General features: G+C 68.2%; 14 protein-coding genes. 9 read left to right on the top strand and 5 right to left on the bottom strand.

The genetic code is table 11. The features are described 5' to 3' along the window. The first annotated feature begins 124 nt into the window (after positions 1-124). Positions 125-1,378: an FAD-dependent oxidoreductase gene (locus tag ACFVW6_RS03900; RefSeq protein WP_378823834.1), complete on the top strand. Its 1,254-nt coding sequence runs from the start codon at positions 125-127 to the stop codon at positions 1,376-1,378. A 122-nt stretch (positions 1,379-1,500) separates the two neighbouring features. Continuing rightward, positions 1,501-2,121 carry a hypothetical protein gene (locus tag ACFVW6_RS03895; RefSeq protein WP_378823835.1) on the top strand — a complete coding sequence of 207 codons (621 nt, stop codon included), beginning with the start codon at positions 1,501-1,503 and terminating at the stop codon, positions 2,119-2,121. A 4-nt stretch (positions 2,122-2,125) separates the two neighbouring features. Here ACFVW6_RS03895 and ACFVW6_RS03890 read toward each other — a convergent pair whose 3' ends face one another. Next, positions 2,126-2,968, bottom strand: a complete 843-nt coding sequence (locus tag ACFVW6_RS03890) for a helix-turn-helix transcriptional regulator (RefSeq protein ID WP_355273800.1) — start codon at positions 2,966-2,968, stop codon at positions 2,126-2,128. 101 nt (positions 2,969-3,069) lie between these two features. On the opposite strand from ACFVW6_RS03890, the gene ACFVW6_RS03885 reads away from it, so the two are divergent. Continuing rightward, positions 3,070-4,086, top strand: coding sequence for an aldo/keto reductase (locus ACFVW6_RS03885; protein WP_378823837.1), 1,017 nt, complete (start codon positions 3,070-3,072; stop codon positions 4,084-4,086). A 61-nt stretch (positions 4,087-4,147) separates the two neighbouring features. Further along, positions 4,148-4,834: a hypothetical protein gene (locus ACFVW6_RS03880; protein WP_378823839.1), complete on the top strand. Its 687-nt coding sequence runs from the start codon at positions 4,148-4,150 to the stop codon at positions 4,832-4,834. Here the strand turns inward: ACFVW6_RS03880 and ACFVW6_RS03875 are convergent. After that, entirely contained in the window at positions 4,831-5,361 is a 531-nt protein-coding gene (locus ACFVW6_RS03875) for a CGNR zinc finger domain-containing protein (RefSeq protein ID WP_378823840.1), read from the bottom strand. The two genes, ACFVW6_RS03880 and ACFVW6_RS03875, sit on opposite strands and share 4 nt — an antisense overlap. A 38-nt stretch (positions 5,362-5,399) precedes the next feature. Here ACFVW6_RS03875 and ACFVW6_RS03870 point away from each other — a divergent pair, with 38 nt between their 5' ends. Together ACFVW6_RS03870 and ACFVW6_RS03865 are read left to right on the top strand one after the other, a co-directional pair. Beyond that, on the top strand, positions 5,400-6,392 hold the full coding sequence (locus ACFVW6_RS03870) for a DMT family transporter (RefSeq protein ID WP_378823842.1): 993 nt from the start codon (positions 5,400-5,402) through the stop codon (positions 6,390-6,392). A gap of 158 nt (positions 6,393-6,550) precedes the next feature. Then, positions 6,551-6,799: a hypothetical protein gene (locus tag ACFVW6_RS03865; protein WP_378823845.1), complete on the top strand. Its 249-nt coding sequence runs from the start codon at positions 6,551-6,553 to the stop codon at positions 6,797-6,799. Positions 6,800-6,820: 21 nt separating this feature from the next. Here the strand turns inward: ACFVW6_RS03865 and cynS are convergent, their stop codons facing one another. After that, positions 6,821-7,270, bottom strand: coding sequence for a cyanase (gene cynS / locus ACFVW6_RS03860; RefSeq protein ID WP_378823846.1), 450 nt, complete (start codon positions 7,268-7,270; stop codon positions 6,821-6,823). A gap of 156 nt (positions 7,271-7,426) precedes the next feature. Here cynS and ACFVW6_RS03855 point away from each other — a divergent pair, with 156 nt between their 5' ends. Genes ACFVW6_RS03855 through ACFVW6_RS03845 form a run of 3 tightly spaced genes read left to right on the top strand, consistent with a single transcriptional unit; the run spans position 7,427 to position 9,001 of the window. Then, on the top strand, positions 7,427-8,254 hold the full coding sequence (locus ACFVW6_RS03855; protein ID WP_378823848.1) for a formate/nitrite transporter family protein: 828 nt from the start codon (positions 7,427-7,429) through the stop codon (positions 8,252-8,254). Positions 8,255-8,303: 49 nt separating this feature from the next. After that, the gene (locus tag ACFVW6_RS03850; protein WP_378823850.1) at positions 8,304-8,675 is read left to right on the top strand and encodes a type II toxin-antitoxin system RelE/ParE family toxin; all 372 of its coding nucleotides are present in this window, start codon (positions 8,304-8,306) and stop codon (positions 8,673-8,675) included. Continuing rightward, a complete protein-coding gene (locus ACFVW6_RS03845) occupies positions 8,672-9,001 on the top strand; it encodes a helix-turn-helix transcriptional regulator (protein ID WP_357342615.1) in 330 nt (109 codons plus the stop codon). The genes ACFVW6_RS03850 and ACFVW6_RS03845 overlap by 4 nt, the downstream gene beginning before the upstream one ends. A 51-nt stretch (positions 9,002-9,052) precedes the next feature. Here the strand turns inward: ACFVW6_RS03845 and ACFVW6_RS03840 are convergent, their stop codons facing one another. Both ACFVW6_RS03840 and ACFVW6_RS03835 read right to left on the bottom strand, forming a co-directional pair. Beyond that, positions 9,053-9,586, bottom strand: a complete 534-nt coding sequence (locus ACFVW6_RS03840) for a hypothetical protein (protein ID WP_378823852.1) — start codon at positions 9,584-9,586, stop codon at positions 9,053-9,055. 105 nt (positions 9,587-9,691) lie between these two features. Further along, the gene (locus tag ACFVW6_RS03835; RefSeq protein ID WP_365008327.1) at positions 9,692-13,645 is read right to left on the bottom strand and encodes a DNA-directed RNA polymerase subunit beta'; all 3,954 of its coding nucleotides are present in this window, start codon (positions 13,643-13,645) and stop codon (positions 9,692-9,694) included. Positions 13,646-13,717 lie beyond the last annotated feature (72 nt).

Below are 13,717 nucleotides of genomic sequence, written 5' to 3'. Positions count from 1 at the left end.
TAGTTCAGTATTGCGCGCCCACCTCCGGCCGTCAAGGGCTGCCCGGAATTTCCGAAAACCATGGACCGCGCCCGGATTCGCCTACTACGCTTTGTCGTAGACAATGGCGTTCGAGGGGGTACTGATGGACAAGACCACGTGCTGCATCGTCGGCGGCGGACCGGCGGGCACGATGGCGGGCCTGCTGCTGGCCAGGGCGGGCGTCGAGGTGACGGTGCTGGAGAAGCACCCCGACTTCCTGCGGGATTTTCGCGGCGACACCGTGCACCCGTCGACCGTGCGGCTGCTCGACGAACTCGGCCTCGGCCCGGACTTCGCCCGGCTGCCCCAGTCCGCGCTGACCAGGATGTGCATGTACGCGGGCGACCGGATGGTCGTCGCCGCCGATCTCACCCGGATCCCCGGCCGGTACCGGCACATCGCGATGGTCCCGCAGTGGGATTTCCTCGATCTGCTGGTCCGCGCCGCCGCCACCGAGCCGACCTTCACACTGCGCATGCGCTCGACCGTCACCGGACTGATCCACGAATCCGACACGGTCACCGGCGTGCGCTACCGCGACGCCGACGGCATCGAGCACACCTTGCACGCCGACCTGGTGCTCGCCTGCGACGGCCGCGATTCGGTGGCGCGCGAGGCCGCCGGCCTGCGTCAGCGGACCGAGGACGTACCGATGGACATGTGGTTCTTCCGCATCCCGAAATCCGCCGACGACACCGAGGGCGGCGCGGTACAGGCCCGCTTCACCAGCGGGAACTCCGCGGTGGCGATCGACCGCGGCGACTACTACCAGACCGGCTACATCATCGAGAAGGGCCGCGACGCGACGCTGCGCGCGGCCAACGACGTGGCCTGGCTGCGCGACCGGATCACCGAACTGTTCGGCTGGTCCGCCGAGGCGACCGCGGCGATCGGCTCCTGGGACGACGTCAAGCTGCTCGAGGTGACGGTCGGCATGCTCGACCGCTGGTACGTGCCCGGCCTGCTGTGCATCGGCGACGCCGCGCACACGATGTCGCCGGTCGGCGGTGTCGGCGTGAACCTGGCGATACAGGACGCCGTCGCCGCCGCGCGCCTGCTCGCCCAGCCGCTGCTCGACGGCGCGGTGGGCCTCGCCGACCTGGACAAAGTGCAGCGCAGGCGGATGCTGCCCGCGAGTTTCACCCAGCGTTCCCAACGCGGCGAGCACGACCTGCTCATCGCCCCCGCCCTGCGCGGGACCCTGCACACCGCTCCCCTCCCGCTGCGAGTCGTCGACGCGGTGCCGGTCCTGGCCGGGCTCACCGCGTACCTGGGCGGTATCGGCCTGCGCCCGGAACACGCACCGGCGTTCGCCCGTCGTCCACCCACGGCCGACCTGTCGTCCGCGGCCCGCTGACCATCGGCCCCACGCACGCGCGCGACAGTCCGACAACTTTCCGAAAAGCGTGCCAGCGGTTAGGTTTGCCGCGACGGACGGGACGATCGGCTCCCGGATGGGACAGCGGGAGGCTTGGCGGGATGAGGATCGGCACGGGGATCGGCGCGGCGCTGCTGGCTATGGGGGTCACCCTGGCGGGTACGGGAGTGGGCGCCGCCGAGCCAGGGCAGCCCGGCATCCAGCTGCGCGGCGTCGACAAGGACGTGAACTACCAGGTCGGTGTGTCCGAGGACCGGCGCGCCGTGGTGACCACGCTCGACGCGGGCCGGTTCCAGCTGGCGCACGACGCGAAGGTCGTCACCGTCACCGATGCCGGGGGCACGGTGATCGCCGCGCTGCCGATGGTCGTGCGGCTCGGCGAGCACGAGGTGCCGCTGACGCCCGCCATCGACGCGGCGGGCACCAGCCTCACCCTGACCCCGATCGGCGAGTCCGATACCCCGGTGCGCGACATCAGCGCCCAGGAACGCTTCTTCGCCGAGACCCAGCGGCTGCAGCCGGAGATCATCCAGGGCGCGGTGATCGGGGCCGCGATCGGTTTCGTCCTCGGGTTCCCGCTCGGGCTGTTCGTCCTCGATTTCATCACCGTGCCGGTGGCGACCGTGGCGGGCGCCGCGATCGGCGCGCTGGCCGGGTACGCGCTGGCGGGCGGGCAGCCCGCCGTCGACACCGCGCTCGCCTACGTCACCGGGGCGCCCTGACGCCTCACGCCGGGCTGAGCCGCTGGGTGCCGATCACCCGCAGCAGCGCCATCTTCTCCGCGGCGTCGGTGCCGGGCCGGGGCAGGTAGACCAGCAGGCGCTGGGCCGCGTTCCGGGTCACCAGCACCTCGCAGACGGTGTCGATCAGCCCCACCTCGGGATGGACGAAGCGTTTCGCGTCGGTGACCCGCACCGCCACTTCGTGTTCGTTCCACAGCGCCTCGAATTCCGGGCTGTTGCGCCGTAATTCGGCGATGTAGTGGGTGACCTCGGGGTCGTCGGCCCGGCGCGCCGCGGTGGCGCGCAGGTCGGCGACGTGGCTGCGGCCGAGCCTGCCCCAATCCTCTTCCGGGAAGACGGTTCTGGCGGCGGGATCGGTGAACCAGCGCCAGGCGTAGTAGCGATCGAGCCCGCTGCGGTCGCCGTGGTCGCCCGCCAGCAGGGTGTGCATGCGGTTCTGCACGAGCACCTCACCCAGCTCGGTGACCACCGCGGCCGGGGTGTCGTCGAGCTTGGACAGCATGTGCAGCAGCCCGGGGCCGACGTGCTTGTCCCGCAGCTCGCGGTCCGGCGACGGGTGCCCGCACAGGTGGAACAGGTGGTCGCGTTCGTCGGCGCTCAGGCGCAGGGCCCTGGCCAGCGCGGTGAGCACCTGGGTCGACGGACGCGGACCGCGCGCCTGCTCGAGCCGGGTGTAGTAGTCGGTCGACATGCCGGTGAGCAGGGCGACCTCGTCGCGGCGCAGGCCCGGCGTCCGGCGGCGCACCCCGGGCGGCAGGCCCACGTCGGCGGGCGTGAGCTGTTCACGATGCCTGCGCAGGAAGTCGGCGAGCTCGGTGCGGTCCATGCCTCCATGGTGCGCCGACCGCACGCCACCCAGCCAGGGACCGGCGATCCCCCGATGAACGCTCTCTGCCGCGCGCCGCCCGGCCCGCGCAGGCTGAGGTCATGACGAACTCCCCGCACACTCCCTCGACCACCCTCGGTACCGGCGGCCCCCGCGTCAGCCGCATCGGCCTCGGCGCGATGGGCATGTCCGGCATGTACGGCGCCACCGACGACCGCGAATCCACCGCCACCCTGCACGCCGCGATCGACGCGGGCATCACCCTCATCGACACCGGCGACTTCTACGGCGCGGGCCACAACGAGCTGCTGATCGGCAAGGCCATCGCCGAACGAGCCCGCGAGGACGTGCTGCTCAGCGTGAAGTTCGGCGCGCTGCGCGGCCCCGACGGCTCGTTCGCCGGCTTCGACGGCAGGCCCGCCGCCGTCCGCAATTCCCTCACCTACAGCCTCACCCGGCTCGGCGTCGACCACATCGACATCTACCGCCCGGCCCGGCTCGACCCCGATGTGCCGATCGAGGATACCGTCGGCGCCATCGCCGACCTGGTCGAGGCGGGCTACGTCCGCCACATCGGCCTGTCCGAAGTCGGCGCCGACACCCTGCGCCGGGCCGCCGCCGTGCACCCGATCGTCGACCTGCAGATCGAGTACTCGCTGATCACGCGCGGCATCGAGGACGAGATCCTGCCGGTGGCACGGGAACTCGGCGTCGGCATCACCGCCTACGGCGTACTCTCCCGCGGCCTGCTCAGCGACACCTTCCGCGCGGGTGGCGCGCCCGCCGACGCCACCGACTTCCGCACCCACAGCCCGCGCTTCCAGGGCGAGAACCTCACGCGGAACCTGCGTTTGGTCGACGCGCTCGCCGACATCGCCGCCGCACGCGGTGTTTCGGTGGCGCAGCTGGCGATCGCCTGGGCGCTGAGCCGGGGCACCGACATCGTCCCGGTGATCGGCGCCCGCACCAGGGCCCGGCTGAGCGAGACACTCAACGCCCTCACCGTCGCCCTCACCCCGGCGGAACTGGCCGCGCTGGAGGCCGCAGCCCCGGCCGCCGCGGTCGCGGGCGATCGCTACGCGCCCGCGCAGATGGCGGCGCTCGACAGCGAGCGCTGAGGACCGTGCGGACTCTCCGCTACCGTTGACGGAAGGAGAGTTCACACGTTGTGAGTGGGTGGTGAGAGACGTGTTCGACCCGCTGGCCGATATCGATCGAGCCCTGGCCGAGCAGGCGGGCTGGACCTGGTTCGACGACTACCTGCTGTACACGTGCGGAGTCGTCGAACTGCTCGCGGCGGGCCACGGCGACCGGATCCCGTCCACCGCGACCAGAGTCCGGCTCGGTCCCGGCGAGATCTGCTTCGCCGACGGCGGCGTCCAGTGGTTCACCTGGCGTGGACCGGGCACCGGCAAGTGGGTGCGCGGCCAGGTACGAGCCGACGGGCGGACCCCGCTCGGCGCCGTCGCGCACCTGGGCAACGCGGTGCGCAACGAGTCACGGCGGCTGCGGGCCGAGGCAGCGGCGCAACCGCGCTGGGTGGCCGAGCGCACCGGGTCGGCGATGATCTCCGATAGGCGGATCCACCTGGCCAATCCGGAGCGGTCGTTCTCGCTGCACTGGTCGGCGCTGGAGAGCGTCGACCTGACCGCGCCCGATCTGGTCGGCTGCCGGTTCCCCGACCGCGGCGGGACCATGCAGCAGTTGCAGATCCGGAGTGCTTGGGCGCCACTGATCTTCGTCACCGCGGCCCTGCGGCATTTCCCCCACCATCCCCTGCTGCGCACCGGGACGTGGCTGCCCGCCGGCTTCGAGGACAAGTGTCATCTGGCGGGCAAGAAGTGCCCGAAGGTGCGCTCGCTCTAACGCTGCCTGGCCCGATAGGCCGCGACCGCGTTGCGGTTGCCGCACGCGGTGCTGCAATAGCGGCGGGACCGGTTGCGGGACAGGTCGAGGACCAGGCCGTCGCAGGTGTCGTCGGCGCAGATCGACAGGCGGCTCAGGTCGTCGGCGCGGATCAGGTCGATCATGGCCATCGCGGTCTCGACGGCGATGCGGACCGGCAGCGGGGCCTCGGGCGGGACGGCGTGCACGTGGTAGTCGACGTCGCCGTGCCGGACCAGCTGCGGCACCGCGCGGTGCTCGGCCAGGGTCTCGTTCACCAGCACGACCGCGCTGTCCCGGTCGCTGGTGAGCATCCGGCGCAGCGGCGCGCGTAAGGCCCGGACCGCGGCCAGTTCCGCGGCGTCGCCGGTGTGCACACCGGTGTAGACGTGCCGCACGAAGAACTCGTCGAGCTGGGCGGCGCCGGTGAGGGTGTCGGGGTCCTCCGCGGAATTGACCAGTTCGACCGCCGCCAGCAGCGCCGCCTCGGTGTCATGAGCGAAAACCACGTTGACATATTACCGCAGCCTCCTTACCGTCATTAGTCATGGCGACTTTGACTCATGACGGACTGGCGAGCAGCCGGATCCGCACCGGCCTGCTCTTCGCGCTGGCCTCCGCCACCTCGTTCGGCCTGTCCGGCCCGCTCGCGCGCGGCCTGATGAACGCGGGCTGGAGCGCGGCCGCCGTGGTCGCCGCGCGGGTGCTGCTCGCCGGAGTCGTCCTGCTTCCCATCGCCCTCCCCCAGCTGCGCGGCAACTGGAATCTGGTGCGCGCCAACGCGACCCTGATCGGGCTGTACGGACTGCTCGCCGTCGCGGGCACCCAGCTGGCCTATTTCAACGCGGTCGCGCACATGGAGGTCGGCGCCGCGCTGCTGATCGAATACACCGCGCCGATCGCCGTCGTCGGCTGGATGTGGGCGCGCCACCGCCAGCGCCCCGGCGCGGCCACCCTCGCCGGCGCCGCGCTCGGCATCACCGGGCTGCTGCTGGTGCTCGACATCCTCGCCGGGGTGTCCACCGATCCCCTCGGCATCACCTGGGCGCTGGCCGCGATGATCGGCGCCGCGGCGTACTTCGTGCTCTCCGCCCAGGGCGGCGAGTTGCCCGGCACGGTGCTGGCGGCGGGCGGTCTGCTGATCGGTGGGGTCACGCTGGTCCTGGCCGGCCTGGTCGGCATCGTGCCGCTGCGCGCCACCACCGCGACGGTCGTTTTCGACGACTTCAGCACGCCATGGTGGGTGCCGATCCTGCTGATCGGCGTCGTCACCGCCGCGATCGCCTACGTCACCGGCATCGCCGCCACCCGCCGCCTCGGCTCGCGGCTGGCCTCGTTCGTCGCGCTCACCGAGGTGCTGGCCGCGCTGCTGTTCGCCTGGGCCCTGCTCGGCGAGGCGCCCCGCCCGATCCAATTGCTCGGCGGGGCGCTGATTCTCGCCGGCGTGATCATCGTCCGCCTCGGCGAACCCGAACCGCTGCCGGTCGGTGATCCCGAGGCACGGACCGTCGCCGAGGTGCCCGCGCGCCCCGAGGCCTGATCTACCAGCGGTAATCGAGGAACTTGCCGTCCAGGGTGATGACGACGCGGTCGCCGTCGGGGTGCGGGCGAACCCGCCGCCTACGACACACCTCGTCGGCAGTGTCCGACCGCCTCGATTCGGGTCGGCGACAACGATCGATCCGGCAAGCTCTACCGATGACCAACACTCAGGACGACGCACCGCACTGCCCGGAATGCGATGGCCCGATGATCCGGATCATGTACGGCTACCCCACCTTCGAGACATTCCAGGCCGCCGAGCGGGGCGAGTTCATGCTGGGCGGATGCTGTGTCACCAACGTCTCGCCGAAGTGGGGTTGCCGGCCATGCCAGGACCGCCAGGCAGAGCAAGAGCAGCGCGCGATCTTCGAACGGATCACGAACCGCCACCGAGATCGCGAGTAGCGGGATGCGCGCAGACCGCCCTTACCAGCGGTAGTCGAGGAACTTGCCGTCGAGAGTGATGACGACGCGGTCGCCGTCGGGGTGCGGGCGGCGGGCGATGTCGATGCTGAAGTTGATGGCGCTCATGATGCCGTCGCCGAATTCCTCGTGGATCAACGCCTTGAGCGCCGGGCCGTAGACCGAGACCGCCTCGACCAGGCGGTAAATGGTGGGATCGGCCAGTTGCGCCGGGTCGGCGCCGCGCGAGGGCTGCAGGCGCAGGCTCTCCGCCACGGTCTCGTCGAGATCGAGGAGCGCGCAGACCGCGGCCGCCTGCTCCTCGGTCATCGGGTGCTGACCGAGCAGGGCCGCCGTCGTCCAGACCAGCGGCGCGCCCAGCGATTCCGCGATGGCGGCCCAGGTCAGGCCCTTGCGGATGCGGGCGGCGACGACCAGGTCGGCGGCGGCGGACTTGCTCATGATCGGTTGCATTCGGGCTCCTCGGTCGGGGACCCCGCCAGCCTGCCATCCGCCCACACTCGACCGCCATAGTGGAATACCACTATTTACCGGGCGGCAACTTCCGGTGATCGCGAGGCAATCTCGACCGCGAAAACTACTGTGCTGGAAGCACTACGAAGGGGTCGTATGTCCTATCTCAAACCAGCGGACTTCGTCGAGAAGATGGTCGACGCGGGCGAAGCCAAGGCGTTCATGTCCACCAGGGACACCGTGATCCGCGCCTATATGGCGGGCGCGATCCTCGCCCTCGCCGCGGCGTTCGCGGTCACCATCACCGTCAACACCGGCCAGCCGCTGCTGGGCGCCGTCCTCTTCCCGGTCGGCTTCTGCATGCTGTACCTGCTCGGATTCGACCTGCTCACCGGCGTTTTCACGCTGGTACCGCTGGCCCTGCTGGACAAGCGCCGCGGCGTCACCGTGCGCTCGATGCTGCGCAACTGGGGCCTGGTCTTCGTCGGCAACTTCGCCGGCGCGTTCACCGTCGCCGTGATGATGGCGATCATCCTGACCATGGGCTTCTCCATGGACCCCAGCGCCGTCGGCCAGAAGCTCGGCGAGATCGGCGAGTCCCGCACCCTCGGCTACGCCGAATACGGCGCCGCGGGCATGCTCACCCTGTTCATCCGCGCCGTCCTGTGCAACTGGATGGTCTCCACCGGCGTGGTCGCCGCCATGATGTCCACCTCGGTCTCCGGCAAGGTCATCGCGATGTGGATGCCCATCATGCTCTTCTTCTACATGGGCTTCGAACACTCCATCGTCAACATGTTCCTCTTCCCCTCCGGCCTCCTCCTCGGCGGCGACTTCTCCCTCGCCGACTACCTCCTCTGGAACGAAATCCCCACCGTCGTAGGCAACCTCGTAGGCGGCCTCACCTTCGTAGGCCTCACCCTCTACGCCACCCACGCCCGCACCGCCCCCACCCGCCAACCCGCCGAGTCGACGACCGATTGACCACCACCCCAGCCTTCCGTGCACATAAGCTGAGACTTATACTTGCTGGGTGGAATGGGAGATCGTGCTACTCGAACCGGTTGACCGCTGGTTCATGAAGCTGTGCGAGTCCGACCCGGCCTCAGCAGCCTTGATCGAGCAGGCGTTGGACCGACTCGCCGCAGTCGGTCCCTCACTGGGCAGACCCCTGGTCGATACGCTCGAACACAGTCGGTTGAACAATTTGAAAGAGCTGCGCCCGGGCTCGCGTGGACGCTCGGAGATCCGGATGCTGTTCGTATTCGATCCGGATCGCCAGGCGATCATCCTGGTCAGCGGAGACAAAGCCGGGCGGTGGTCCCACTGGTACGACGACGCGATCCCGTTGGCAGAAAATCGCTATGCCGACTACCGCGTCGAGAAGGCGAAGGAGGAACGATGACTGGCGCACGCAATTGGCGTGAGGTGAAAGAAGAAGCCCACCGGTTGCATCCGGAACTGGCTGACCCCGAGGTTCAGGCGGCAGCAGCGGCACAGTTGGATGGCCGAATCGCCGGGCACCACCTCAAGGAGCTCCGTCAGACGATCGGCAAAACGCAAGCCGAACTCGCCACCGCTCTAGGTGTCAGCCAGGCGAGAATCTCGCAGATCGAGAACGGCGACCTCGCCGCCATGGAACTCGACACCCTCCGCGCCTACGCCCGCGCCCTCGGCGGTCACGTCGATATCAGCGTCAGCGTCGGACCACACACGATCAAGGTCGCCTGATGACCCCAATGCAGCAACGACGGCGCGCTGACGACAGGGCAGAGCAGGACGTTAGAGTTCCTCTACGGCGCTGACAGCCCGGGGGTCGATTGTGAGCCACTGCAGTCGCGGCCGACCACCGGTGCCGTCAAACTCGAGAAATACTCCGAATTTGTAGTCGAGTTGTTCCATGAGGTCGAAGATTTTCTCACGATCGGAGTCACGCTTCTTGTCGCCGCCTCGCCTTCCTACCATGGCCTCGAGCACCAAAAGGTTCGGCATCTCGGCACCATGACGCGGATCATGCACGATCAGATCGGGGAACCGACCAGAAAGCCTGATCCAATTCGCGCCATGGGTACAGTCAACAATTTTCTGTTCCAGCAACTTTCGCTTTGCCGCATCGCCCCGCCAGATTCGGTTGTACTCGACATCTGCACGCCACCGTTCATCGAACGGCTTCATCACGACTGTGAGAGCACCAGCGATGGCCGCCACAACAGTGCGTTCGTGCGCTCTGTCAGTGACCAGGTCTGGACGCTCCACCCATACCCGCCTAAGGGCTATTCGCAGCAGATCGGGAACCATGCGACTGACCGATGTCATGAACCTATCGTCTCATCGACAGCTCACACCCACGACGCTGGCAGGAAACCAGATCGGCCCCGCTCCGGGAAGGAGCGGGGCCGAATTGTTGTGCCTGCCTAGGACTTAGCGGTAGTCGCTGAAGCCGTAGTCGTCCAGCGGCACCGCGGCACCGGTGGAGGAGCCGAAGCTGTCCGGCGAGTAGTAGGTGTCGTCGTAGGACGGCACCGCGTACGCGGCGGCGCGGGCTTCTTCGGTCGGCTGCACCTGGATGTTGCGGTAGCGGTTGATACCGGTACCGGCCGGGATGAGCTTACCGATGATCACGTTCTCCTTCAGGCCGATCAGCTTGTCGGAGCGGCAGTTGATGGCCGCGTCCGTCAGCACTCGGGTGGTCTCCTGGAAGGAGGCCGCCGACAGCCACGAATCGGTGGCCAGCGACGCCTTGGTGATACCCATCAGCACCGGACGGCCGGAGGCGGGCTCGCCGCCCTCGGCCACCACGCGACGGTTCGAGGCCTCGAACTCGGCGCGCTCGGTGAGCGAACCGGGCAGGAACTCGGTCGCACCCGAATCGATGATCGTCACGCGACGCAGCATCTGGCGCACGATGACCTCGATGTGCTTGTCGTGGATCGACACACCCTGCGAGCGGTAGACCTCCTGGACCTCGTGGACCAGGTGGACCTGCACCTGACGGGGACCCATCACGCGCAGCACCTCGTGCGGATCGGCAGCGCCCTCGAGCAGCTGCTGACCCACCTCCACGTGGTCACCGTCGGCCAGCAGGCGCTCGGTGCCGTCGTCGTGCTTGAACACACGCAGACGCTGACGCTTCGAGAGCTTGTCGTAGACGACCTCGTCCGACCCGTCATCAGGGATGATCGTGATCTTGTAGAAGCGGTCGTCGTCCTCGAGCCGCACGCGACCCGAGACCTCGGCGATGGGCGCCTTGCCCTTGGGCACACGAGCCTCGAAGAGCTCCTGCACGCGGGGCAGACCACCGGTGATGTCGTCACCCGCGACACCACCCTGGTGGAAGGTACGCATGGTCAGCTGGGTACCCGGCTCACCGATGGACTGGGCGGCGACGATGCCGACGGCCTCGCCGATGTCGACCAGCTTGCCGGTGGCCATCGAGCGGCCGTAGCAGGTGGCGCAGACGCCGGTGCCGGTGGTGCAGGTCAGCACGGAGCGGACCTTCACCTCGGTGATACCGGCCTCGAGCAGCGCCTCCAGGGCCGGGTCGCCGAGATCGGCGCCCTTGGCCACGACGACGTTGCCGTTGGCGTCGACCGCGTCGGTCGCCAGGGTGCGAGCGTAGGTCGAGGTCTCGACGTGCGCGTCCCGGATGAGCGAGCCGTCGGCCTGCTTCTCCGCGATCGGCACGACGATGCCGCGCTCGGTGCCACAGTCGTGCTCGCGCACGATGACGTCCTGCGAGACGTCCACCAGACGACGGGTCAGGTAACCCGAGTCGGCGGTACGCAGCGCGGTGTCGGCCAGACCCTTACGAGCACCGTGGGTGTTGATGAAGTACTCGAGCACGGTCAGGCCCTCACGGAACGAGGACTTGATCGGGCGCGGGATGAACTCACCCTTCGGGTTCGTCACCAGGCCCTTCATACCGGCGAGGGTACGGGTCTGGGTGAAGTTACCGGTCGCGCCCGAGTCGACGATCGTGATGATCGGGTTGTCGGCCGGGTAGTGCGAACGCAGCGCCGTACCGACCTCTTCGGTCGCTTCCTGCCAGATCTTGACCAGGGCGTTGTTGCGCTCCTGGTGATCGAGCGCACCACGCTGGTACTTCTTCTCGATCTGATCCGCCATGGCCTCGTACCGCTCCATGATGTCGGCCTTCTCCGGCGGAACGAGCACGTCCGACATGGAGACGGTGACACCCGAACGCGTGGCCCAGTAGAAGCCGGCGTCCTTGAGCTTGTCGACGGTCTGCGCGACGACGATCATCGGGTAGCGCTCGGCCAGATCGTTGATGATCGTGGCCTGCCGCTTCTTCGGCATCGGCTCGTTGATGAACGCGTAGTCCGCCGGGAGCAGATCGTTGAACAGCACGCGACCCAGGGTGGTCTCGGCCAGCCACGCGTCACCGCGGTGCCAGCCCTCCGGGAACAGCTCCGCCTCGATCTCGCGCGGCGGGCGCTGCTCGGTGAGACGCACCTTGATCATCGAACGCACGGTCAGCTCACCGCGGTCGACGGCCATCTGGGCCTCGGCGGGCGAGGAGTACACGCCCGACTCCGGCTCGTCCTTGCCGCCGGCCTGGTAGGTGCCGACACCCTTCTCGTCGAGACGGGTCAGGTAGAACAGGCCGGTCACCATGTCCAGACGCGGCATCGCCAGCGGGCGACCCGACGCCGGGGACAGGATGTTGTTCGACGACAGCATCAGGATGCGCGCCTCGGCCTGCGCCTCCGCCGACAGCGGCAGGTGCACGGCCATCTGGTCACCGTCGAAGTCGGCGTTGAACGCCTCACACACGAGCGGGTGCAGCTGGATGGCCTTGCCTTCGACCAGCTGCGGCTCGAAGGCCTGGATACCCAGGCGGTGCAGGGTGGGCGCGCGGTTCAGCAGCACCGGGTGCTCGGCGATGACCTCTTCGAGGACATCCCACACCTGGGGACGCTGACGCTCGACCATCCGCTTGGCGGACTTGATGTTCTGCGCGTGGTTCAGGTCGACCAGACGCTTCATGACGAACGGCTTGAACAGCTCGAGCGCCATCAGCTTGGGTAGACCACACTGGTGCAGCTTCAGCTGCGGACCGACCACGATGACCGAACGGCCCGAGTAGTCGACACGCTTGCCGAGCAGGTTCTGACGGAAACGACCCTGCTTGCCCTTGAGCAGGTCGCTCAGGGACTTCAGCGGGCGGTTACCCGGACCGGTGACCGGGCGACCACGACGGCCGTTGTCGAACAGGGCGTCGACCGACTCCTGCAGCATCCGCTTCTCGTTGTTGACGATGATCTCGGGCGCGCCCAGATCGATCAGTCGCTTGAGGCGGTTGTTGCGGTTGATCACGCGGCGGTACAGGTCGTTCAGGTCGGAGGTGGCGAAACGGCCACCGTCGAGCTGGACCATCGGGCGCAGCTCCGGCGGGATCACCGGAACGGCGTCGAGCACCATGCCCATGGGCGAGTTGCCGTTGGCCTGGAAGGCCGCGACGACCTTGAGCCGCTTGAGCGCGCGCAGCTTCTTCTGGCCCTTGCCCGAGCGAATGGTCTCGCGCAGGTTCTCGGCCTCGGCGTCGATGTCGAAGTTCTCCATCAGCTTCTGGATGGACTCCGCACCCATGGCGCCGGTGAAGTACTCGCCGTAGCGGTCGACGAGCTCGCGGTAGAGCACCTCGTCGACGATGAGCTGCTTGACCGACAGCTTGGTGAAGGTCGTCCAGATCTCGTCGAGGCGGTCCAGCTCACGCTGGGCGCGGTCGCGCAGCTGACGCATCTCGCGCTCGCCGCCGTCCTTGACCTTGCGGCGCACGTCGGACTTGGCGCCCTCGGCCTCCAGCTCGGCCAGGTCGGCCTCGAGCTTCTGCGCGCGGGCCTCGAGGTCGGCGTCGCGCTGATCGGCGACAGCCTTCTTCTCGACCTCCATCTCGGCCTCGAGGGTGCTGAGCTCGTTGTGGCGCAGCTCCTCGTCGACACCGACGATGACGTAGGCGGCGAAGTAGATGATCTTCTCGAGATCCTTCGGCGCCAGATCCAGCAGGTAGCCCAAGCGCGACGGAACGCCCTTGAAGTACCAGATGTGGGTGACGGGTGCGGCCAGCTCGATGTGGCCCATCCGCTCACGACGCACCTTGGCGCGAGTCACCTCGACGCCACAGCGCTCACAGATGATGCCCTTGAAGCGGACACGCTTGTACTTGCCGCAGTAGCACTCCCAGTCCCGGGTGGGGCCGAAGATCTTCTCGCAGAAGAGCCCGTCCTTCTCCGGCTTGAGCGTGCGGTAGTTGATGGTCTCCGGCTTCTTGACCTCGCCATAGCTCCACTGGCGGATGTCTTCAGCGGTGGCCAGGCCGATCCGGAGTTCATCGAAGAAGTTGACGTCTAGCACGTAACTTCCTTTCCCCTGTTCGGGTCGAATTCGAGCAAAAGTTCACTAGTTGATCGTGCGCGGTGCGCGGTG

This window comes from Nocardia sp. NPDC058244, assembly GCF_042882065.1.
In the GTDB taxonomy this organism is placed as follows: Bacteria; Actinomycetota; Actinomycetes; order Mycobacteriales; family Mycobacteriaceae; genus Nocardia.
This window is presented reverse-complemented; position numbering and strand designations above follow the sequence as displayed.